The 22,451-nt window shown below is 39.1% G+C and carries 19 protein-coding genes; 2 read left to right on the top strand and 17 right to left on the bottom strand.

Translation table 11 applies throughout. From position 1 onward, the window contains the following. Nucleotides 1-97: 97 nt before the first annotated feature. The 16 genes from PT278_RS03475 to PT278_RS03400 all read right to left on the bottom strand — a co-directional run bounded on the left by PT278_RS03475 (nucleotide 98) and on the right by PT278_RS03400 (nucleotide 19,417). Nucleotides 98-1,237 (bottom strand): SLAP domain-containing protein, encoded by a 1,140-nt coding sequence (locus PT278_RS03475; RefSeq protein WP_277130325.1) that lies wholly within the window; start codon nucleotides 1,235-1,237, stop codon nucleotides 98-100. A gap of 31 nt (nucleotides 1,238-1,268) precedes the next feature. Next, nucleotides 1,269-2,489 carry a glucosaminidase domain-containing protein gene (locus tag PT278_RS03470; protein WP_277130323.1) on the bottom strand — a complete coding sequence of 407 codons (1,221 nt, stop codon included), beginning with the start codon at nucleotides 2,487-2,489 and terminating at the stop codon, nucleotides 1,269-1,271. A 108-nt stretch (nucleotides 2,490-2,597) separates the two neighbouring features. Further along, a complete protein-coding gene (locus PT278_RS03465) occupies nucleotides 2,598-3,104 on the bottom strand; it encodes a sigma-70 family RNA polymerase sigma factor (RefSeq protein ID WP_277130322.1) in 507 nt (168 codons plus the stop codon). 229 nt (nucleotides 3,105-3,333) lie between these two features. Continuing rightward, nucleotides 3,334-4,173 carry a hypothetical protein gene (locus tag PT278_RS03460; RefSeq protein ID WP_277130320.1) on the bottom strand — a complete coding sequence of 280 codons (840 nt, stop codon included), beginning with the start codon at nucleotides 4,171-4,173 and terminating at the stop codon, nucleotides 3,334-3,336. Between the two features lie 151 nt (nucleotides 4,174-4,324). After that, nucleotides 4,325-6,745 carry an SLAP domain-containing protein gene (locus PT278_RS03455; RefSeq protein WP_277130318.1) on the bottom strand — a complete coding sequence of 807 codons (2,421 nt, stop codon included), beginning with the start codon at nucleotides 6,743-6,745 and terminating at the stop codon, nucleotides 4,325-4,327. A gap of 195 nt (nucleotides 6,746-6,940) precedes the next feature. After that, a complete protein-coding gene (locus PT278_RS03450) occupies nucleotides 6,941-8,518 on the bottom strand; it encodes a glycosyltransferase (protein ID WP_277130316.1) in 1,578 nt (525 codons plus the stop codon). 117 nt (nucleotides 8,519-8,635) lie between these two features. Then, a complete protein-coding gene (locus tag PT278_RS03445; RefSeq protein WP_277130314.1) occupies nucleotides 8,636-10,621 on the bottom strand; it encodes a Rib/alpha-like domain-containing protein in 1,986 nt (661 codons plus the stop codon). Nucleotides 10,622-10,982: 361 nt separating this feature from the next. After that, nucleotides 10,983-12,818 carry an SLAP domain-containing protein gene (locus PT278_RS03440; protein WP_277130312.1) on the bottom strand — a complete coding sequence of 612 codons (1,836 nt, stop codon included), beginning with the start codon at nucleotides 12,816-12,818 and terminating at the stop codon, nucleotides 10,983-10,985. A 917-nt stretch (nucleotides 12,819-13,735) separates the two neighbouring features. Beyond that, complete coding sequence (locus tag PT278_RS03435) at nucleotides 13,736-14,011, bottom strand: DUF2922 domain-containing protein (protein WP_277130310.1); 276 nt, start codon at nucleotides 14,009-14,011, stop codon at nucleotides 13,736-13,738. A 43-nt stretch (nucleotides 14,012-14,054) separates the two neighbouring features. Then, on the bottom strand, nucleotides 14,055-14,273 hold the full coding sequence (locus tag PT278_RS03430; RefSeq protein WP_277130308.1) for a DUF1659 domain-containing protein: 219 nt from the start codon (nucleotides 14,271-14,273) through the stop codon (nucleotides 14,055-14,057). A 427-nt stretch (nucleotides 14,274-14,700) separates the two neighbouring features. Then, nucleotides 14,701-15,561 carry a DNA/RNA non-specific endonuclease gene (locus tag PT278_RS03425; protein ID WP_277130306.1) on the bottom strand — a complete coding sequence of 287 codons (861 nt, stop codon included), beginning with the start codon at nucleotides 15,559-15,561 and terminating at the stop codon, nucleotides 14,701-14,703. 120 nt (nucleotides 15,562-15,681) lie between these two features. Then, nucleotides 15,682-16,635, bottom strand: coding sequence for an exonuclease domain-containing protein (locus PT278_RS03420; protein ID WP_277130304.1), 954 nt, complete (start codon nucleotides 16,633-16,635; stop codon nucleotides 15,682-15,684). Nucleotides 16,636-16,647: 12 nt separating this feature from the next. Further along, nucleotides 16,648-17,460, bottom strand: a complete 813-nt coding sequence (locus PT278_RS03415) for a Sir2 family NAD-dependent protein deacetylase (RefSeq protein ID WP_277130302.1) — start codon at nucleotides 17,458-17,460, stop codon at nucleotides 16,648-16,650. Between the two features lie 11 nt (nucleotides 17,461-17,471). Next, complete coding sequence (locus PT278_RS03410; RefSeq protein WP_277130300.1) at nucleotides 17,472-18,107, bottom strand: DUF421 domain-containing protein; 636 nt, start codon at nucleotides 18,105-18,107, stop codon at nucleotides 17,472-17,474. Nucleotides 18,108-18,118: 11 nt separating this feature from the next. Continuing rightward, a complete protein-coding gene (locus PT278_RS03405) occupies nucleotides 18,119-18,568 on the bottom strand; it encodes a DUF3290 domain-containing protein (RefSeq protein WP_277130299.1) in 450 nt (149 codons plus the stop codon). 99 nt (nucleotides 18,569-18,667) lie between these two features. Beyond that, the gene (locus PT278_RS03400; protein ID WP_277130298.1) at nucleotides 18,668-19,417 is read right to left on the bottom strand and encodes a PAS domain-containing protein; all 750 of its coding nucleotides are present in this window, start codon (nucleotides 19,415-19,417) and stop codon (nucleotides 18,668-18,670) included. A gap of 168 nt (nucleotides 19,418-19,585) precedes the next feature. On the opposite strand from PT278_RS03400, the gene PT278_RS03395 reads away from it, so the two are divergent. Further along, entirely contained in the window at nucleotides 19,586-20,500 is a 915-nt protein-coding gene (locus tag PT278_RS03395) for a proline-specific peptidase family protein (RefSeq protein ID WP_277130296.1), read from the top strand. 49 nt (nucleotides 20,501-20,549) lie between these two features. Here PT278_RS03395 and PT278_RS03390 read toward each other — a convergent pair whose 3' ends face one another. Next, nucleotides 20,550-21,215: a type 1 glutamine amidotransferase gene (locus PT278_RS03390; RefSeq protein WP_277130294.1), complete on the bottom strand. Its 666-nt coding sequence runs from the start codon at nucleotides 21,213-21,215 to the stop codon at nucleotides 20,550-20,552. Nucleotides 21,216-21,399: 184 nt separating this feature from the next. Between PT278_RS03390 and PT278_RS03385 the strand changes: the two genes are divergently transcribed. Then, nucleotides 21,400-22,263 (top strand): hypothetical protein, encoded by an 864-nt coding sequence (locus PT278_RS03385; protein WP_277130292.1) that lies wholly within the window; start codon nucleotides 21,400-21,402, stop codon nucleotides 22,261-22,263. Nucleotides 22,264-22,451: the final 188 nt, after the last annotated feature.

The following is a 22,451-nucleotide window of genomic DNA, read 5'->3' as shown; positions in this document are numbered from 1 at the left end:
AATTTATTTACATTATAAACTCACAAAGCAATTAACGCCGTTACAATTTAATACTAACTAAAAAATCACCTTAGGAAATTCCTAAAGTGATTTTTTTCTACTTAAAATTTGCGGCTTTCACAAATTCACTAGTATTAATTTGGTAGTAAATCATGCCATTAATCGTAACTCGGCCGCCGTACGTACGCACACGATTGCCACGGTAAAGTTTAGGACTAGTCGTCTTTTTACCAACCGTGTCATAAACATAAGCATTGTGACTTAACGTCCGCTTCTTGCCAATAATGTTGCTGGCAACCACATATTCATCCGTACCAATCTGCAGGTACTTCTTGCCGTTAATTGTCTTAGTCTTAGCAACGGTTACCTTAGTGCCAGCAGTCTTCAAGGCTGCCGAAGTCCTCTGCCCCTGTTCGTTATAAGTATAGGCATCGTGCATCAAAGTCTGGTTACCCGTTGGTGCTTGTGAAACTGCAGTTGTATCAGTTGTAGTATCAGGATCATCAGATACCGGTACTGCATCAAGATCAGCATCACTATCCGCACCCTGCAGATTGTAGTAGTACTTAACTAAGGAGTAAAAATCATCCATTGAGTAACCCCACTTAGCAAAGTAGCCATCGGGATCCGTATGATTGGTGCCGCCCAGATATTTAGACACAGCATGGTGCGACCAGATTGTTCCCTTACCGCAATTAGTTGCATTACTCGGCTTTAAATCATATCGGTGTAAAATCTTCGCCGCGTAGATCGCATCATTGTTCACACTCTTAGCAAAGTTATCCCGCGTATTTTCCTCGGCTAATTCAATCTGGAAAAAGCGGCTGTTGGCAATCGCACCAGCACCCCAGACACCGTACTTAGGAGTCATCATCTGGATAACTTGCTTGTGGTCAACAAAGGCATGAACATAAGCGTACATATTCATCCATTCACGATTAAAGTAAATGGCTTCGTTATAAGCAGTCGCGTTAGGTGTCGCCGTCTCATGGATGACTATCCCTTCAGGCTTGCCATTACGGTACTTGATTTTATTACCATTAGCATAAAACTTGTTATACTTAATCCCCTCTGTCTTGAGCATCGTGTGGAGGTAGGTCACACCCACATAACTATTCTGCTTAGCCAGTGAATTAATCGAGGCAGCTTGTGCGGTCTCACTTTGACTCATTCCAAAAACAGGCGCAACTAAACCTACGCCGATAAGGGCAGTAGTTATTAGTTTCTTTATCTTCATCTGAAATTTCATTCCTTATTATTGCTTACAATTAATTAAAATTACCGGCTTTGACATACTGGTGAATGCCAATACGGTAATACTTCTGCCCAGCAATCGTATAGGTTGAACCATAAGTAGCTACAGTTGTACCCTTCTTTTCCTTATTGCTATTATCACGGTTGCCATAGTCATTGTAAACATAAGCATTATGCTTCAACACGCGCATTGTACCGTCAATGTTGCCCGCAGCAATATACTGGGTATCGCCAATACGGTAATACTTCTTGCCGTTAATTGTCTTGGTGCCGTAAGTAGCAATGACCTTGCCTTCAGTACCAGCCTTAAGAGCCTTCATTCCCTTAACCCGGGTCAACTTGTCAGTATAAACATAAGCATTGTGCATCAATGTCTTATTGACTTTGGTTTCACCCTTTGGTGCTTGAGAAGCTGGCGGTAAAGCACTACCGAGATTTAAGTTGCCACCGTTAACCCAGCCTTTGCCAGCAACGTACATTCTCTTCTTACCATTATAAAAAGTAATGGTCTTGGTAACAGTGACATTATCGCCCTTGTTAACTGAGTCAGTCTTAGCAGAAACCGAATGGTCGGTTGGCCAAGCATAGGTCGCGGTTGACTTCTTAACCGTGTAAGAAGCATTGGCATGGGAAATCTTCGGGTCGTATTGGGTCAAATTATAAGTTGTAATTTGCCGGTTCAAAGTTGTGTTGTAATTAGGATCAGTAGCATAAGTGCCAGTTAAGGCCTTAGTTGCATCGCCATAACTAGACGCATTTTCAAGCCAAGTACCTTGATAGCGATCTGGCTGCCAACTGACACCTTCACGCAACTTCATGCCATTATCATCAAATGAACCTTGATAGCTCGAATATTTTCTAAATTTAGCAGTGATGTAATAACTTTTACCGTTCTTATCGACTTCACGTGTCTTACTGGTGTAGACATCGCCGGTCCAACTGTCGTCGGCCTTCATCCCGAATAGGTTATTGGCGTTAACTGCCAAACCTGATTGGCCCCAGTTAGACTCTGTGATTGCCTGCGCAATCATAACTGAAGGGTACAAGCCGTACTTCTTCGCTACTTTTTGTGCTTGACTTGCAGCAGTATTCAAAAACGCACTTTGGCTGTCTGTAGCCGCATTAACCTTCTTCGCCTTAGCTGGAGAAGCAGCAATTAAGTTGTTGGTAACTGGTATAACGGCTGATGATAATAAAGCCGCGGCAGCAAAACCAGTGATTAGTTTATTTTTCATAAAGTATGTGTCCTCCTTAATCGATACCTTTATTGTATCGGGCAAACCCTAACTAAACAATACTTTCCATTTAATTGTAGTCAAAAAGTAATATTGTTCACTATTTTATTACAAATTAGTAATCTGTGCGTCTAAAACTTGACGCAAGTGCATTAGCAACTGACGCTTAACCCGTTGCAGTTGAACACGCGTGACGCATGCCTCTTGAGCTAAGGCACTAATTGGCTCGCCGGCAATTAGATTATGAAAAAATAACAGTCGCTCTAATTCCGACATCTGCATGACTTCTTTTTCTAAAATCAGATAGTTGTCCCAATTATTCATCATGCCCAGATTTTGTGCTTGTTCAAAATCAGCCTGCCGCTCAGCAGTCCTCTGCTCCTTACGCAATTGGTCAAGCGTGTGCCAGATAATCTTGCGAAAACTCCGCCGATCAACCTCTTCTTGAGATAATTCTCCCTTTTGGTCTAACATTTGGGCGTAGACGCAAATTCCTTCCTGCAATAGGTCTTCATAATTAGTATAGTCCTGTCTAACGTGGGCGGCTTTTAATGCGCCCCGAACTAATCTTTGATTCTTCCATGCAGCTAAGAAAGCTTGTTTACTAATCTTCATGTGTGACATTTCCTCAATTTCGATATTGTCACAAGCGCTTGTGCACTATTAGATTAGCAAGACCCAGCTATGATTAAAAAGCAAACTAAGTAAGCGATATCAATTGATGAATGTAACGTTAGAATTATTAAAAGTTCACAACTAATGCAGCGCTATTATCTAACTCCCCTATACCTTTGGGTGAAAAAAGTTATAAAAAAACACGAATCAAGTGATTCGTGTTAGTACATTAAAATAGCGTATTTGGCCGTCTACTCAAAATGTAAACAGTGTGATGATCGTCTTGAACCATCGGCTGTTCAAGCAGACTGGCTAAATACCGCCCATAACGTGCGTGACTTTTATTCAAGATATCCTGATAAATGTCTCTAAGTGACAACTTCGTTAACGTCGGATGCGGGTGAAAGTATGCCCGTTGGTCAAGCAGCGACTTGCCACGAGTGCGCCGCACCTGCCAGCCAAGGGACGCTTCCAAGTGATTACTACCTAATTTGTACAGCGCATGATTGTAGTATAGTCCGCGGTACACCTGCGCACTAATGTAGCGCGTGCAGCCAGTGAAGGCAAAAGTATAGGTCAACTGGTTGCACATCACAGTATCAAAGACAATGGCTGACTTGCCAAGCGGATGAAAGTCAGCCATCTGGTGCAGGGCTACCCAATCAGTATCCCCAGTCGTGTAACCATGCATGGAAAAGTACGCTCGTTTGCCGGTCGCAATTACATAACGTGCCTTTTGTTCAAGCCGATTGGCAAACTCCCGCTGAAACTCTAACCCACCCAATAAGTTGTTCTGGGCAAAGGCGTTAATCAACGAGCGACTGCTGCTTTTGCATAAGACAATTCCTCTTTGGCAGTCAAAGATTACACTCTTATACTTCCCCAGCAGCGGCTTTTTTTGAAATTGGTAGATAGCAAGTGTGTTGCCATCTATCTGATAATCGGCAGCCTCAACTAAGTACCTGCTTAATTCCGGCGAATTAACCCATTCCTGCAGCTTAGCTTTCGACCAATTGCGGTACTTCTTGGCAGTTGGCAATCTCCAACTTTGATTTGTCGTTTCAGGCAAATTATTGTCCTCCTTATAGTTATTTTAGATTGTTTTGCTAGATACAATTATACTAAAATTGTTATCGCTTTCATATGGTGGATTAAAAAATAATTGCACCAAAAAAGGCAGCAACTAAATCGCTGTCTTGATATGGTTTAATATTATTTAATTATTTTAAGTCATTCAACCAAGTAAAGTTACCATTTTGCAAGTCTTCATAGATATTCTTTAAATTTTGAATTTGTGTTGGATCTTGAGCAACTTTTTGATTCAAATCTTCCAGACCATGTAAAGCAGTTACAAGTTGCGTCTTAATGCCTTTACCCTCAAGGCTAGAAGCAATTGTCCGCAAATCGCCATAAATGGCTTTTACAGCATTTATTTCTGGAGAACTTTGTCCCAATAAATGAGCCATAGCAATATTAGTAACTAAATCGTCACCTGATGGTAACTGTTCAGCCTGACCTAGTGCATCATTTATTGCGCTATTAATTGCATCAACATCAATCTGAGTCGTTGTTATTGCATCAAATGCATGATAAATATTGGCTAAATCACCATGAGCTAAAATTGCAAGTCCTTTAGCATTAATAATAGTTTGATCCGTACCTGAATAATTTTCTAATTTAGAATCTAAATCTCTTAAATCATTAAGTAATTCAGAATCATTAGCCTTTAATGTTGTATTAATATGTTCAGTATCAGTTAGCAATTTTACTAGGTTAGTCTTAACACCAGTATGCTCTAACTTAGAAGCAATATCCTTAGCAGCATTATAAGCCTTCTTAAAGCTGCCCAACACACCTTGAACATCTTCGTCTCCCATGTGAGTAGGATCATTTAATTTTGACCAATCAAAACTAGTAGGTATTTCCTTAATTCCACTAATTACATCTTTAATATCATTCTTGATATCCTGATATATATCTGCTGGAACTTCACTCTTAATGCTTTCTAAATCATGATAAATATTTGATAAATCTGGATGTAACCCTTTAGCAAGTTCTTCAATATCCTGACGAACCTTGCTTGTTGGAGCAATATTTTCTAATGCAGTATAAATATCCTTAAGATTTTGAATTTGATCTGCATCTAATTCGTTATTTACTGTTTCAAGTCCATGTAGAATTGTTACAAAGTCAGTTTTTATACCTGTACCTTCAACTTTTTTAGCAATATCCAGTGCATCATTTAAAATCGGCGTGATATCTGTAAGCATCTCACTAGTAGTTGTCCAATTAGATGGTAAAGCCGAAATTTTAGCTAATATGTCCTTAATATCATTCTTTACATCTTGATATCTAGGATCATTTAATTTACTGCTTAGACTACTTAACCCGTGATAAATTGCCGCCATACCAGGACGAACAGCGCCAACTACTGCTTTTACTTTATCAGAAATTGTTGGCTCCGAAGATGGAGTAGAATCTGGATTACTATCTGCTCCGGAACTTGGTGTTGATCCTGAGCTACTATCTGCGCCGGAACTGGCATCTGAACCCGCGCTACTGTCTGCGCCGGAACTTGGCGTTGAGCCTGTGCTGCTACCTGCTCCTGAACTAGCATCTGAACCTGTGCTGCTGCCTGCACTGGAACTAGCATCTGAACCTGTGCTGCTACCTACTCCTGAACTAGCATCTGAACCTGTGCTGCTGCCTGCACTGGAACTGGCATCTGAACCGGAACTGCTGCCTGCGCCGGAACTAGCATCTGAACCTGTGCTGCTACCTGCGCCGGAACTTGGCGTTGAGCCTGTGCTACTGCCTGCGCCGGAACTCGTTTCTGAACCCGAGCTACTGCCTGCGCCGGAACTTGGCGTTGAACCGGAACTGCTGCCCGCACCAGAGCTTGGCGTTGAACCCGAACTACTGCCTGCGCTAGAACTTGGGGCGCTACTTGCACTGGAACTTGGAGCGGAGCTTGAACTACTACCCGTACTGGAACTTGGCGTTGAGTTCGAACTACTGCTTGCACTAGAACTTGAGGCTGAACTTGAACTACTGCTTGCACCGGAACTTGGTTCTGTAACAGGTAGTACTACATTAGCAGCAGCGATATATCTACCATTGCCTAAGTTATAATACAGCTTACCCTTAATCTTCTTAGTACCATAGACCTTAATCTTCTTACCCTTATTAAGAACTTTCTTACCTACACGCTTACCTTTACTGTTATAGAAGTATGATGTCTTTTTAAGAGTTACAGTAGTAGCAACAGTCACATTCTTTACTAAAACATAACGTCCATGACCTAAGCTATAATATTTCTTACCCTTAATGGTCTTAATCCCATAAACTTTAAGAGCTTTTCCCTTTTTAAGAGACTTGCCAACTTTTTTACCCTTACTGTTGTAGACAGCAGATGTCTTTTTAACTTTAGCTGACTTAGCAGCTGTCTTTTTGGTAGTCTTAGCTTCAACAATTGCACTAGTAGCACTTGGATTAACATTAGATGCTAATGCCAAGCCACCTAAAGTACTACCAGCAGCAATTGTAGTTACCAATAAATTACGAGCAGCTTTATGCAATCTTCCACTTTTTAGTGCTTTGGAAATATCTTTTTGTAATTTCCGTTTATTACTAAAATCCAATTTTATAAACCTCCATAATAACAATTAATATGTACAATACTACAATTTAATAATATTACTTATTTATTTTTAATCAAGTATGCGCTTACTTTAATTTTGGCAAAACACGTTATTTTATTTTAAAATTATGCTATACATGTTGCTGGTATTGCTTGAATTTTAGCATCGCTGTTTTTATATAAGATATTTTAAATGTTATTTTATTATTTTATTTTGATTTATAACAAATTTGTCCCAATATTGCCATACACCTTCAGGAGAAAAGCGCTTAGCATTTTCATATGCTCCCTGACTCAAGTTTTCTCTTAACTTTTTATCACCGAAAAATTGCTCAATTTTTTGTTCTAAAAGCTTCGTATTGCCATCAGGAACTAAAAAGCCACTCTTGTTATCTTGAATTAAGTCAGATGGACCATAATTAATGTCATACGAAATAACAGGGACACCATGCGATTGTGCCTCAACTATACAAAGAGGCGCACCTTCATAGCGTGAAGATAATATCATCAGTTGAGCATCGTCGTATACCTTATTAACGTCTTGCACATAACCCTTAAACTTAATAACATTTTCCATGTTAAGCGTTTTAACTAACTCTCTTAACTTCTTTTCTTCTTTTCCATTGTCGCCATCGTTACCATAACCATAAATATCAAAAGTTAAATTTGAATTTTTTTGATAAACTTTCGTAAACACATTAATCGCATCATCAAGTCTCTTTTGATAATCCAATCTTGCAACTGCGATAATTTTGCCATTTGTTCGCTGTTTCATTGAAATATGCGGTGCCTGCAATTGCGATTTAGGAACTATTCCAACTGGAATCGCAACAATTGGAACTCTTGTCTGCAGTCTTTCTCGCATATCTTTGGCTTGCTTTTCAGTTGGAACTACGACAATACTTGTTTTTCTTAACTGATCTGTATTAGCAATCGAGGGATAGGTAAGCGGGGAGTTCATTGGATCCCAATAGTCACGAAAATGAATATTATGGAAATGTTCAATCTTTCTTGCTTTTGTTTTCATATTAAGCATAGGCAAATTAGTAATATTACTTCTATCAGAAATAAAGGTTGATTTTTCACCACTTGTAGTATCAGCTTTGTTTAAATGATCTAACATAATAGTAAAAGCTTGACCTAAGTTCATCAACGAATACAATGTACCATCCACATCAGTTAATTGAATATTAGTTACAGCCAAAAAATCTGGTCTCTTGGCACATGAAGTTTCGCAATAAATTGTGCCATCGGGTTTATGGAACTGTTCGACTTCCATTAATTTGGAATTTGTACCATAAAATTGTGTTACACTAAGAAATCCTCTGAAATCATACAAATCCTTTTTAGTACAATCACCGTCACCATTCAAATATTCAACCGTATCAAGTTGCCTACTGTTTGTAAGCAGATTGATAATCATTGTTTTTCGTGATTCATCATAAATCTCATAACCATTACCAGTCCTTACCTTTTTAGCAAATTTTGGTAGTGGCAGCTGATCGATCGTCATTACTCTAGACTTAAATTTAATTGTCCCCGCAAAATAATCATACATATTAATATAATCATCATCAGTTAGACCATAAGACTTAATATTTCGATGTGCAAAACGATCATAGCCAAAAGTAACTATTTTAGCATTAACATTAAATTCTTGAAATAATTTTAGTCGCTTAATCTCCGCATGTTCAATTCCAGAGCTATTTAAATCTATTTTATTATTTAAAAAATAATACATTTTTTCTCCTGCCTCATTAACGTTTGTATTCATTGTATATATTCATAATAAACCTAGATTTAAGTAAATCAATATACTCTTCAAAATTTTCAGCATCAAAAAAAAGCGATGGAATTTTCCATCGCCTTTTTCTTAGATACAATATATCAATTATTTAACGATATCAGCGTTAACAACCTTGATGTATTGACCTTTAGCAATTCTGTAGTACTTTTGACCATTCTTGAAAGTGAATGAAGAACCGTAAACTGTTACAGTTGCACCCTTCAGTAACTTAGTATGGTTAGCACGCTTTTTGCTGGTCTTATATACATAAGAATTATGGTTTAAAGCTACTTTATAACCATCAACGTTACCAGCATCGATGTATTGACCTTCACCAACTTTGTAAGCTTCAGTACCATCGTTAAGCTTAGTCTTCTCACCATAAACAGTAGTGTTAGTGTATGAACCAATCTTCTTAGTACCTACACGCTTGTGATCCTTGTCGTAGATATAAGCATTGTGCATAACAATTACACTCTTAGTAGTTTCTGATCCTGTTGCTGGAGCAGATGTAGTATTACTTGAAGCGGAGGATGAGTTGGAACTAGAACCACTGTTAGAACCAGAACTACCGTTTGAGTTAGAGCCATTGTTAGACGATGCAGCTTTAACTTCAACTAATACTGGAATTTGTTCAGTTGAACCATCACTGAAAGTTACAACTACTGTTGCGATTTGTGAACCTTCCTTACTTGTATCAACTGGTACTTTCCATTCTGCTTTAGAGCCATCATCTGGTAAACCTGAAATTGCATCTTTAGCTGCACCTACAGAGTCACCTACTTTTACTGTTAGTGTTCCCTTTGATACTACTGTTGCTTGTGATGCTTCTGTTGGTGCATTTGCTGACTTAGATTCTACATTTACTAGTACTGAAACTTCTTTAGTTGAACCATCGCTAAAGGTTACAAGTACTGTTGCAATTTGCAATCCTTCTTTGCTTGTATCAACTGGAGTTTCCCATTCTGCTGTAGAACCATCATCTGGTAAACCTGAAATTGCATCTTTGGCTTCTCCTACAGAGCCGCCTACTTTTACTGTTAGTGTTCCTTTTGAAGATACCGTTGCTTGTGATGCTTCTGTTGGTACTGTTGTAGGTTGATCGACACCAAAATCCGAATTCCATCTTGCTTCTTTCGGAGTTTCATTAAACATCATACTGTCAGCAATATTTTCAACTTTATCAGTCTTAAAGTTATTACCAAAATTGATATCATTTAAACTAATATCAGCAGCAAACATCTTATTCATGTTAGTTACCTTGCTAGTGTCAAACTTACTTAAGTCAAGACTTGTTAAACTAGTATCAGCAGCAAACATATACTTCATATTAGTTACATTACTGGTATCAAATTTGCTTAAATCAATATTCTTTAAGCTTACATCACCAGCAAACATGAAACTCATATCTGTAGCTGCAGAAGTATCAAGATTATTTAAACCTTGAATATCTTTCAAGAAAATTAAGTCGCTGAACTTACCACCATAGATCTTGCGATAGGTACTATCAGTAGTATCTAACTCATCTGAGGCCATTTGAATCGGTCCACTAATTACTAAATGTTCAGGCATGAATTCTTTAAGAATTGGCTTTAATTGTGAAGCATCTGATACACCAGATAGTGAATGTTCGATTGACCCTATAGTAGTCATTATTTTATCTGGTTTAAGGGAGGTCAATCCTTCAGAAATACCAGCCTTTAACAATAATTTGACAACTGAAGTATTCGACAACTTATTACCACTATCAGTTGGATTAATGGTTAATGTACTAGTCTTTGGATCGTAAACCAAATTACATTGTCCATCCTCTACAACTAACTTGCCATTTACCATCCAATGGTCAGCAGCTTTTGTAGAAAGATTATTATCTTGAACATTTGCAACTTTAGTGATTGCTGCACTAGCTGACTGAGTTGAATTAGTAGTGGCTGCACTAACATTAGTCTTATTTACCAACGCAGTACCACCAATTAAGGTACCAACTGCAGCTGTACTCATCAATAATGCTTTAACTTTTTTGTTAATTTTTCCTTTTTCTAAGCTCTTAGAAAGATTTTTTTGTAATTTTTGTTTACTATTGAAATCCACTTCAAAATACCTCCATGAAATATTTAATTAGTATTAATTTTTAGTATAATACTAATTAAATATAAATCAATAGTATGCTTGCAAATATAATTAATATTATCTTATGTTTTTAAGAATTTTATTTTTAAAAAGCGCTGACAAGTCAATATAAATATAGAAATTAATTAATTTAAATATATACAAATATTAGTAAATTAGTAAATTATATTAAATGGTAATGTGATATACAAAAACTATTAAAACTTGAAATTATAGTTAGATGATTTAATTATATCCAAGACAAAATTACTTCTAAAATACTTTAGAAAACAAAAAAAGCGATGGAAAATTCCATCGCTTTTTTCTTAGATACAATAATCAATTATTTAACGATATCAGCGTTAACAACCTTGATGTATTGACCTTTACCAATTCTGTAGTACTTTTGACCATTCTTGAAAGTGAATGAAGAACCGTAAACAGTTACAGTTGTACCCTTCAATAACTTCTTATGGTTAGCACGTTTCTTGCTAGTCTTGTAGATGTATGAGTTGTGGTTCAAAGTTACCTTGTAACCATCAACATTACCAGCATCGATGTATTGACCATCAGCAATCATGTATGCTTCAGTACCATCGTTAAGCTTAGTCTTGTCACCGTATACAGTAGTATCAGTGTATGAACTAATCTTCTTAGTACCTACGCGCTTGTGATCCTTGTCGTAAATGTAAGCATTGTGCATAACAGTTACAGTAGTCTTCTTGCTTGGTACAAATGAACCATCAACATATTTAGCTTCAACAAATTCGTTGCCGTCAGCCTTGTTAATACGAGTGTAGTTCTTACCATTTACTGAAACAGTATCAAATACAGCTACTTGAGTACCATTAGCAATAGTAGTGCCGTTTTCAGCAGTTACGTTGTTACCATCAATAGTGTATACTGGAATATCAGTATCTGATTGAACAGTAGCATAGTGTTGACCCTTGTCACCAACAGTTAAGTCAAAGGTAACTCTAGCAGTTAAACCAGCAGGGTTAGTAGCAGTTAAAGTAACTGGGTACTTGCCAGCAACCTTAGTATTTACCTTACTTGCGTCTACTGTTACAGGAAGCAAAGTATGGTTTGCCTTAGAAAGGTATGCGCCAAAGTAGTCGCCAATAGCCTTGGTATCTACAGTACCATTGATCTTAACGTAGTTAAATGGAGCGTTATCTGGTAATGAAGCAGTACCAAAAGTCTTACCATCAGCAATAGTACCAGCATTCAAGACACCAATTTGTGGGTATGAAGCATAAGCGCTATCTGATGAAGTAGTTGTATTAACTCTAATTGGAAGAACAGCTGTCTTACCATTAGATGCTACAGCGGTAACTTTTACAGTGAAGTAGTTAGCTGGAGCTACAAATGTACCGTCAGATTTAACAGTAACATTTGCATCCTTCAATGCAGCTCTAATGTCTGATTCAACATCTTGCCAATCAACTTTTGGTGCTGTTGCAGAATCAGTATTATCAATTGCTGGTTCATATTCTGACTTAATTAAAGCAGCTAATGAATCAACACTACCTACTGAACCCATGTCAATTGAATCTTTAGTAATAGCCACATCTGGAGCTACAGATTTAACAAAGTAAATGTTACCCTTCTTAGTTGCATCTGGAACAGTGAACTTAGAACTTTGAACATCAAAGGCCTTCATATCGTGACCGTAAACGTCAGAAATAGTTGAAGTTGCACCAGTAACAGTATACTTAGTAGTAGCATTCAAACCGCTAAGTACAGCACTTTTAGCAACGGCAACGTAAGTATGTCCACCTTGAAGCTTGTTAACTGGAGTAGTACCGATTGTACCATTGTCAGCAACTTCGTAAACGTAAGCCATATCAACAGTGTTAGTATTGCTGTTAACTACACCAGTAACATTGATACTACCAACATCAGTTGAAATACTTGCTTGAACAGATGAAGCTAAGTCGCCATCCTTAAGGCTAGCAGCATTAGTTACATTAAACTTAACATTAACGCTCTTCTTATCAGCATTAGTTGCACCAGCAGTACCATTAGTAATATTAATGTTACCACTTTGAACACCTGAACCTGCAGGAGCTGGAGCAGTAGTATCAGCTGAAACAGCAGTAACAGCACTAGTAGCAACTGGAGCAACAGCTAATAAAGCAGCTGCAGCAGCACTAACAATTCTATAATTTTTCTTCATGTGGTCTTCCTCCTTGTGTATATACAAAATCGTAATAGACTATAGGTTCAGTCGCATTGAGCCTACATTGTTACAACATTCTTCAAGTCAAAATCATAAGTTTATAACTCTTATGAGGTAGCTTATCTGGCTGAAGAACCCGCATGCGTACAGGTTTGCAAACCTGAAGCATAGCTATTACTTACCACGCTTCATATTGTACTAACCTTTAGGCTAAATTGCAAGGCGTTACGGTATTTTACACACTTTTGTAATAAACGTTTTCACTAACTTTTTAAAAGTATAATTTTGTCACAAGCAAACAAATCCCTATCTAGCAATGTATTTACCGTAGTTTTTTCTTAAAGTTTACCTGATGATTTTTTAATTTTGCATAAATTTTACAAAATAATAACAAAATGATTTGTAAATAACCTTTTATATAGAAACTTTAAAATGATTTTCAACAAAAAAATACCGCTCGATTAGAACGGTATTTCAAAAGTGTGTTTGGATGATCGCGAAGTTAGTGTATAAGATAAACTGTTAGAGAAGGTTCTACTACTCAGACGTGATCATCCTTAAAAGTGCTAGAAAAGAAATTTGTGAGTAGCATAACCACGTATATTATAGCATTGTTTAATAAATAGCGCATACATTTTTGACCAATTGTTGGTATTGGCTTTTTAATTTAGAGGCTCTAACTACTGGTATTACAGTATTTTCAAGCAAATAGTTTTCGTTAAATAATGGTCTATTAGGCCCTCAAAAACCGCCTGCAATCGAGTTAATATATACAAGGATATATTATATTAAATATTGCCTAAAACCATTTCAATCAAATTTTCCCAAAAAATAAAGAGGCAGTACACCCTTCACGAATGCCTGCCCCTTTAAAAAATTATCGCTTAAAAAACTCTCTAATTGTCCTAATGATGTTAGCCAACCTGACCAGGATTAGCAGGCTGTTCTGGCTTACTTGCAGCATCGTCAAACATATCAGTAACAGTCCGTTCAATGTATGCAGCAGATTGAGGAAGCTTATACAGATCAACTCCATCCTTTTGGAAGGCATCAGCCTTGACAATTGTGTCCATTGCTGCCTTAACTGCAGCTGGCTCTAAGTTGCTTGCCGCATCAGGCAGAGATAAGCTAGTCCGCTTATTTGCACCATTTAAAAATGTTAATTGTAAAGTCTTTGTTGTCTTAGTCATTATTTTTACTCCTATTCTTTCTCAATAATCGCTTGATTTTATCCTAATCTGCCAATGGTACGAGTTGTTTTTGAATTAAAATTGCAGCACCGAGTTTGTCACCTTGCAACGCTGCCAAGGCCGTCCCAACATCTGCTAGTCCAGAAGCTGTTACTCCGTCTTTGACATTGTTAAAGATGCGGCTCTTAGCACCGTCGCCGTCAACGTATTTTTCATTCAAAAAAGTATATTGGATTGATTGGTCTGATAATTCAAAGTTCATAATTGTTACCTTCCTTAGTAATTAATAATTGCGTTTGTGTAAGTGACCCGCGCGTCAGATGTCTTACACTATTATTAACGAATTGAAACTGCTAAGTGTAACATTTTTGTTGAAAGAATTTGGGTAACTGCAGATTAAGCCGCAAAAAATCTTACTTATACCAAAAGACTACTGCATTGCAGTAGCCCTTCAGTAGTATATTTATTGTTTTTTCTAGGCAGCCAATCTTTTGACTGCTGATAATAATTTGCCATCACGAATTTCTACAGCTTACACCTGCTCTCATCTTTTAGCGGCAAGACAATCATGATCTAGTTTCATTAATTGTATCGCCTAACTAATACACTATTATATATTGGCTAAAAAGTCAACTGATACTAAGGATTGTCGCAACAAAAAAGACTACTTACATAGTCCTCTTGTTAAATTATTCAGCTACCTGCATTTCATGATTAACCTTGGCGCGGCCATTAGCGTAATCGAAAATATAGTCAGGCTGCACATTAAACAGGTACACATTGAAGTCAAGACTGCCGTCAGTCGCAACGGCTTGTAAATTAATCCCGCGTGCCATCAGCTCATTATCACGAAAAATCGGCGTTGCCTGATAAATAACCTTCTTATTAGCCCGCAATGCTGCCCTAATCTTACTTTCAAAAATTGTCTGGATCTTCTGGTTGGAAAACGCGGTCTGCGTAAAGAGGTTCTTAGGATTATTCTGGTCTCCTGATTGATTATCTGGGTTGTAATTGCCCTCCTGGTCAATCCCAGCTGACACGGAATAGGCAATCATATGCCCGCGGTTATATAGTTGTGTCTGTCCGCGATGATTATAATGCCATGCCGTTGGCTCAACGAACTGACGCACACGTAAACTATCATTAGCCACGTTTCGTCTTTCTAAGAAGGCAGTATTGGAGCGTGATGTCCGGTTCAAACTGTCCAGATCAGAATAAATTACGCGGTTAATCTTCCATGCACCCTTAATCAAGGTCGAATGGTCATCATTCACCGTAATATATGCCTTACTGCCACTCTTAAAGTTCAATTGCGCCAACTTTTGGTAGTCTTTTTGCGCAAGACCGCCATAAACCTTGGATGCCGTCTGCGCCTTACCCACATCAGCAGTCTGCGGGTTCTTACCAGTTAATTGGTTAACCAAGTGATTGCCGCTGGAGTCGCTGCCGCCCTTAGTCGAGACACCCCACACGAGGGCAATCAAAATAATCACAACTGTCCAAAAGTTGCTGCTCTTCTTGCTAGTTCGTTTACTTCGCCTACGCGCCATGAAATTTACTCCTTAATTAATATTCATTAAGTATAGTCAATCGAACTGTTGTTTGCAATCTTTGCAATAAAAAAGCACCCATAATCAATTATGGTGCGTTTCAACTATTGTGAAGTCGGTCTAGCCTCTAGCCCATTCATCAAGCAGGTTAAGGAAGAACCCTTCTGACCAGCGCTTAATTTTACTGCCTGATTGATTAAATTCCTGAGCCTTCTGCCAAACTGCATTGTTTTTATCAAAGAAATCATGGTCGCCCATAATCAAATAATCAGTATCATGAGCAATTTGCGTTTGTGCCTGACCGCCTAGATTATTAACCAGCTGCATTGCTTCATCACTAGCCATCCCCAAATCACCAGTAAAGACAATCTTCTTGTGGTTAACCGGATTGTGCAGCCCTAATTGCCATGACTCCAGTTCATCTGCCAGTAAGTCCAGATTTTTCACCTTGCTTTGAGCTTGCTCAAGCAGTTCAGAAGTAAAATGCTCACGAAAATCATCGTAGACCTTTTTCGTATCAATTGAATCTGCTAAACCGTGGTGCTGCTCTTCTTGGGCAATTCCAGCTCTCTGAATACAATCAATTAGCCGATTATGCTGGCGCGGATAATATACCCGAGCCAGCCGCAGGACATCAACATAATCATTGTTTAATTCTGGCAGCTTGAATTTTTTCGTCAAATCATACAGGAAATTCAGGTCAAAGTTAACGTTATAGCCGGCAATCACATCATCCCCGATAAACTCGCGAAATTCAGTCATTGCCTGCTTCACAGGGACACCCTCATCAAGCAGCTGCTGCTCGGTAATCCCATTTAGCTTGGTAATGAATGCCGGCACCTTATTAGAACGTGGATAAAATACCAAGTTGCTGTACTGCGCGACAATTTCATTGTTGCGAACCTTCACGCCACCCAGTTCCGTCACATGATTGCGGTAAGGATTAAGGCCGGTAGTTTCAATATCCAGCATCGTGTAGTCAGACAAAAAATTCGGCAGCTCTTGCCCCTTGCCGCGCAACTTATCTTGGGCACCGGAAACATGCAGTACCCCATTTTTAACAAAAATACTCATACTAACTTCCCACTATTTCTGCACTAAGTCCGCAATTAAAGCTGCTGCACCATTACCTACTGCCGCACTGCGGTCTTGCAAATTATCCGGCAGCATTTCTTCTAAATCCGCCGCCACATACGACCACTGCGGAAACTGCTGCACCAACTGAACAATCGGCTCAAGCAGCTGGGGACTTGTGTCGTCGACACCTAGTTCCAAAAAGACCACGCGCTTATCTTCATTCCCCGTCAAAAACCAGCGAAAACGTGTATTAGCATCGGTATCTGGATAAAAGTGCTCATTCAACGGCATCTGTAATTCCATTGGCTGACCGCAAATCTTACATTTAGGTACCAAACTTGCATCTGCCATACCTTTAGCTGCAAATTCTGCCACAACTGCGCGATCATCATGCAAACCATGATTAATGCCGCTCGAGCACTGCATCTTGGTCCAATCACCAAAGGCATTAAAAATCCGGTTCTGGTTAAAGCCCGCCGCTTCAAAAAAGTGGCCAAAAGTCGAAGTGGCAATGAAGTATTCTTTCTTGCCAATCAACTGCTTTAATTGCCGCATTGTCTTGCTCGGTTGATAAGATAGTGAATATTTCTGTACCAGCTGGCTCCAAAAAAGCCACTGTTCCTGCCATGACGCTAATTTCTTGTCCAGAGCATCCCCAATCGTATGCACATCATACTTTTGCGCAATCGTTGGAAACTCTTGGTCAAACTTTTCTTGCGCTAAAATATCCAACCCTTCAATCTGTGCCATGCCATTACCAGCAGTCACAATAACTACTTCGGCATCCGCCAGCAGTTTTTTTGCCTTGTCTATATTATCCATAATTTCCTTTTCTAATTATCGTGATAACCCGTGAATGACAGCTTACCATGATTAAAATCAGCCAAAAAAACGTCGCTCACGTTCTGATAACCAGCTTTGCGTGCTTCTTCTTTAAGCCAATCATTATCTTTATGAATTAATTCAAGCACATCTTGGTTAACTTGACCATCATTAATAATAGGGAAGCGAATATTTGTTTCATCTTTTTGAATAACGGTTAACTGCCCATTCTTTTCAAAAATACAGTTCTTAACGTTTTCAACCGAATAGATCCCCTGACTGCGCAGCTTAAACATCAACTCATTAGCCGAAATCCCCGCCATTAAGCAGTTGCGCACCAGCACCTTGCCTTCTTTAATCACCTGAATTGGCTTGCCGTCAATCACATTGCGCACCCAATTATTGTGCTCGCGGGCGAACTTAAGAATGAAAACAACTAACGTCCAAACAATCAATACCAGCAAAAACTGCAAAACAGAAATATTAGCATTGTAAATCACGCCGCCGATAATGCCACCAAGGACGTAATTCTGTAGTTGGTCAAGCGCGGTTGTCGGTGCCAAGTTGCTTTTACCAAAAACATTAATCTGAAAAATCAGGGTTAACACACCAAGGGCAAATTTAATAAAAAGTTGCAAATAATCCATGATTAAGCCTCCTAATTCTTCACATTAACTTCATGATTGATAACGTGAGCTTTATTCAATGTATAACTGTTATTATCTTCATTTAAATTAAGCTGATAATCTGTGTCTTTAGAGTCAACACGTACAATAATCCCGTTCTGCAAGGTTGTTGAATTAACCAATACATCTGATGGCGCCACTCCCTGATCGCGCGCAACTGACTTGATAAACGGCACTATCTGAACCGACTGCGACTTAACTAGTGTTGTTTCAACGTATTTTTCGTACTGTGTTCCGACAAATAATAGTAAGAACAGCAGCGCAATAATTCCTAAATCGCGATAACGTGTATCAAACCGGTGCCGCAAATACAGGATTGCAAATACAATCATCGTTAACGCCGCCGCCGCAATTAAGACGTAAAGAATAGTTTTACTCGTACTTTGATTTTGCTCAATATATTTAAGTGTATAAAAAGTCATTACATTGCCACCTTTTGCTTTAACAAACTCAAATTACAATCTATGCTTTTAGTATAACAAAAAGCGGTCAACTATTAGTTGACCACTACTCAGCAATTTTTAATTTTCAGAAGCACCACTAGCTGTATCAGCCGCAGGCTCTGGTTTTTTAGCTTGTTCTTGTGCAGCTTCTGCCTTAGTAGAGGCACCAGTTGCGGCATCAGGATCAGAATTACGTCTATAAGTTGCTCCCGTCGTCGCGTCTTCATCAACTACCAACTTCTGACCGGTAGTTTCACAAAAGTACTTGACTAATGGGTACAAGTCCTGAACCCATTCATAAATACCGGCGTAATTGCCTTCATCATCAACTACCCGCTTATAATAGTGCAGCACTAGTTCCTTCAAGTTGCCGGTAGGAACTGGCATATAAACGTCATCATGACCAGCTTGTCTTGTGCGCAAAGCATGGACAACCTTCTTGGTTTCCTGAATTACATCACCAACATGTGGGTGGACATCATTCATCGTGTTGCCGACTTGTTCGGGAACCCGCTTAGCCTTCATCTTGGCATTCGGATCAACTGGCCGGTTGTACCACAAGAATTGGTTATTCTCATCAACAAACGATAACTCACCAATCGTGTCGCGCAGCATCCAGTTAATTTGATTAACAGTTAACAAGCCACTGTCGAGCTTAACGTAATCATCGCCTTCAGCCGCGTGAACCTTCTCTGCAGCTTGGTCTAACCAGTCTGGGTCTTCTTTATTAATCCCACTAACTGTATAGCGGCCCTTGCCCTTAGCATCAAAGTCTTCTTGCATGTATTTATCGGGGTTCATATTCTTTAACCATTGCGGTTCTGCCATTTTCATTCTCCTTGTTCAATTAATCACGTAATAACAATACAATTATATTATAAAAGCGCTTTATTTGCACTGGTATTTAAAAAAATATTTTTTGCCGCGTTTGTAATTTTTCTTTCATATAGTTATGAGCTAAAATATAGTGTAACTACTAGCACAAAAGGAGATACTATGAAAACTGGTACTAAAATTATTACTTTAGACAACGGTTACCACTTATGGACCAACACCCAAGGCCACGGCGATATTCACCTCTTGGCTTTGCACGGCGGCCCCGGCGGCAACCACGAATATTGGGAAGATACTGCTGAACAATTGAAGAAGCAGGGCTTAGACGTACAAGTAACCATGTACGATCAACTTGGTTCACTTTATTCTGACCAACCTGATTATTCCGACCCTGAAATTGCTAAGAAGTATCTGACTTACGAATACTTTTTGGATGAAGTTGACGAAGTTCGGGCTAAACTAGGCTTAGACAACGTTTATTTAATCGGACAAAGCTGGGGCGGCTTGTTGGTTCAAGAATATGCCATTAAGTATGGTCAACACTTGAAGGGTGCCATCATTTCTTCAATGGTTGACGAAATTGACGAATACGTTGCTTCAGTCAACCGCCGCCGGCAAGAAGTCCTTCCGCAAAGCGAAATTGACTTCATGCACCAATGTGAAGAAAACAACGATTACGACAATGACCGTTACCAAGCCGACGTTAATATTTTGAACATTAACTTTGTCGACCGTAAACAGCCATCTAAGCTTTACCACTTGAAAGACATTGGCGGCACTGCCGTTTACAATGCCTTCCAAGGCGACAACGAATTCGTAATTACTGGTAAGTTGAAGGATTGGCACTTCAGAGAGCAACTCAAGAACATCAAGGTGCCAACACTGCTCACTTTTGGCGAGAACGAAACAATGCCGATTGCCACTGCTAAAACGATGCAGAAGGAAATTCCTAACTCACGCCTTGTTACTACCCCAGACGGCGGTCACCACCACATGGTTGACAACCCTGCCGTTTACTACAAGCACCTAGCTGACTTCATCAAGCAAGTTGAAGCTGATACTTTTAAGGGTGAATAAACAAAAAAACGCAGCTCGATTATGAGTTGCGTTTTTTATTTGCACTGAATTAATTAGTAATGTAATCCAGTAAGTCAAACATGACTTGTTTGTTTTCAACGGGGACTGCTTGACCCAAAATGTCGTCTGCCGTTTGCCCTAGAACTGACCCCCTAATATAGGGGAAATCATTAGTAACCATTTCGCGAACATTATTGGCTTTGGGTTCAAAGTGAAATTGCAGGCCAATGACGCGGTGACCGATGACGAAGCCTTGATTTCGGTGGTATTTGGTTGAGAACAACAACTGACTGCCTTCTGGCAACTCAAACATTTCTTCATGCCAATGCAAGGCAAGCAGTTCAGCCGGCAAATTAGGAATTACCGTTGTTTCCAAATGTACAGGTGCCCAACCGACTTCTTTAACTGCAGCCTTTTTAATCGTGGCACCCAATGTCTTGGCAATCTGCTGGGCACCGAAACAAGCACCAAAGATTGGCTTATCTTGAGCCAGCAATTCTTTAATTAAAGCCCGCTCCTGCTTAATCCACAGCAGGTCATCATTTGGACTCATTGGTCCGCCCAAAATAACTAACATATCAGTCTGCTCGGCAGTTGGTAAATACCCAAACTGATACGGATGATACGTATAAACTTCGTGCCCACGGCTCTCAGCCCAATCAATGATTGAGCCCGGTCCTTCGTTAGGGGTATGTTGTAAGATATTAACGCGCATATTGCGGCCTTCTTTCCAGATGTCTTATTGGCAAATATTTATCTCAATCATACATTACTATTGCCCTGTTTTGTATTTAAATATGCTGATGATTATTTTTTATTTAAGAAAGCACCAAAAGTAGTCAAATATGCTCTAAGCAATTATAATTAGGGATAAGTTAATAAGGAGGATATTTCCTATTATGAAGAAAACTACGATTTGGACAATTGTGGCAGTTGCGATTATTGCACTTGGCGGGGGCGTCATTTATGGCACCCAAAAGTCCAGCAGCAATCAAGTTAACGCCGCATACACTGAAGCAATTGATAATGGTAAGAACGCAGTAATGGACAAGGATTATGTCCGTGCCAGCAGCGACTTTGCCAAAGCCGGCAAAATCAAAAAGACGGCACTAGCTACGGCATACAAGAACCAAGCTGATGGGATGCTCACGGCAATTGACGCTGCTAAAGATGGCGAATATACCGATGCCTTAAGCACAATTAACAACGTTATTAATGAAGATCATGGCTATTCCCTGTTAATTAAACAAGGCCAAAAACTGCAATCAACGCTGAAAGATGTCAAGGATAACTACGAACATGAATTGAAGCCGCTCTTTAACCAAGCTAAACAAGCCGAACAGGATAAGCAATACCAGGAAGCTGTCGACCACTACCAAAAGATCCTTAACCTGCCTTACATTGATGGCAAATACTACGCTAAATATAAGGATAAGGCACAAAAAGGCATTGATAATAACAAAGATGCCGCTAAAGACAATCACAGCACTGTAACTACTGATAAAAATTCAACCAATAATTCTGCTGCTGGTGACACTGGTAATGCCGGCAAAACCGGTGAAGGTGCAATGGGTGACCATAAGGTTAACGGCAAAACTGTCGGCGCCAGCCAAATCACGCAGCTGCGTAAACAGCTCAAAAGTCTTGGCTTTGACCCAATGTCATGGAGTCCGCAAGACTTGATTGACATGTATCGAAGCACAGGTCACAGTGATCCCAGCCAAATTACAAAAGAAGATGTACAAAAATACTTGAAGCCATAGTACTTTAAGATAATGTACCTTAACTCGTCCGCCTAACAGCAGGGCGAGTTTTATCTTTTAAAGTTCAATTTAACCAAGTAAAAACATGATATAATTAGATAGATATCATCGAATACAAAACTACTATATTTAACATGGATTACCGCAATAGTTGCTTTTACCGCTTAAACTCGGTAAAATGACTATTG

It is taken from the genome of Lactobacillus sp. ESL0703 (assembly GCF_029433435.1).
In the GTDB taxonomy this organism is placed as follows: Bacteria; Bacillota; Bacilli; order Lactobacillales; family Lactobacillaceae; genus Lactobacillus.
Note: the sequence above shows the minus strand (reverse complement) of the source record. Positions and strands in the feature narration are given on the sequence as shown.

Excerpts from the sequence above, each read along its gene's own strand:
- PT278_RS03420 (WP_277130304.1), bottom strand. The coding sequence starts at position 16,635 with ATGAGTATTTTTGTTAAAAATGGGGTACTGCATGTTTCCGGTGCCCAA.
- PT278_RS03450 (WP_277130316.1), bottom strand. The coding sequence starts at position 8,518 with ATGAATACAAACGTTAATGAGGCAGGAGAAAAAATGTATTATTTTTTA.
- PT278_RS03415 (WP_277130302.1), bottom strand. The coding sequence starts at position 17,460 with ATGGATAATATAGACAAGGCAAAAAAACTGCTGGCGGATGCCGAAGTA.
- PT278_RS03440 (WP_277130312.1), bottom strand. The coding sequence starts at position 12,818 with ATGAAGAAAAATTATAGAATTGTTAGTGCTGCTGCAGCTGCTTTATTA.
- PT278_RS03410 (WP_277130300.1), bottom strand. The coding sequence starts at position 18,107 with ATGGATTATTTGCAACTTTTTATTAAATTTGCCCTTGGTGTGTTAACC.
- PT278_RS03475 (WP_277130325.1), bottom strand. The coding sequence starts at position 1,237 with ATGAAGATAAAGAAACTAATAACTACTGCCCTTATCGGCGTAGGTTTA.
- PT278_RS03425 (WP_277130306.1), bottom strand. The coding sequence starts at position 15,561 with ATGGCGCGTAGGCGAAGTAAACGAACTAGCAAGAAGAGCAGCAACTTT.
- PT278_RS03395 (WP_277130296.1), top strand. The coding sequence starts at position 19,586 with ATGAAAACTGGTACTAAAATTATTACTTTAGACAACGGTTACCACTTA.
- PT278_RS03435 (WP_277130310.1), bottom strand. The coding sequence starts at position 14,011 with ATGACTAAGACAACAAAGACTTTACAATTAACATTTTTAAATGGTGCA.
- PT278_RS03430 (WP_277130308.1), bottom strand. The coding sequence starts at position 14,273 with ATGAACTTTGAATTATCAGACCAATCAATCCAATATACTTTTTTGAAT.
- PT278_RS03385 (WP_277130292.1), top strand. The coding sequence starts at position 21,400 with ATGAAGAAAACTACGATTTGGACAATTGTGGCAGTTGCGATTATTGCA.
- PT278_RS03405 (WP_277130299.1), bottom strand. The coding sequence starts at position 18,568 with ATGACTTTTTATACACTTAAATATATTGAGCAAAATCAAAGTACGAGT.
- PT278_RS03465 (WP_277130322.1), bottom strand. The coding sequence starts at position 3,104 with ATGAAGATTAGTAAACAAGCTTTCTTAGCTGCATGGAAGAATCAAAGA.
- PT278_RS03400 (WP_277130298.1), bottom strand. The coding sequence starts at position 19,417 with ATGGCAGAACCGCAATGGTTAAAGAATATGAACCCCGATAAATACATG.
- PT278_RS03470 (WP_277130323.1), bottom strand. The coding sequence starts at position 2,489 with ATGAAAAATAAACTAATCACTGGTTTTGCTGCCGCGGCTTTATTATCA.
- PT278_RS03390 (WP_277130294.1), bottom strand. The coding sequence starts at position 21,215 with ATGCGCGTTAATATCTTACAACATACCCCTAACGAAGGACCGGGCTCA.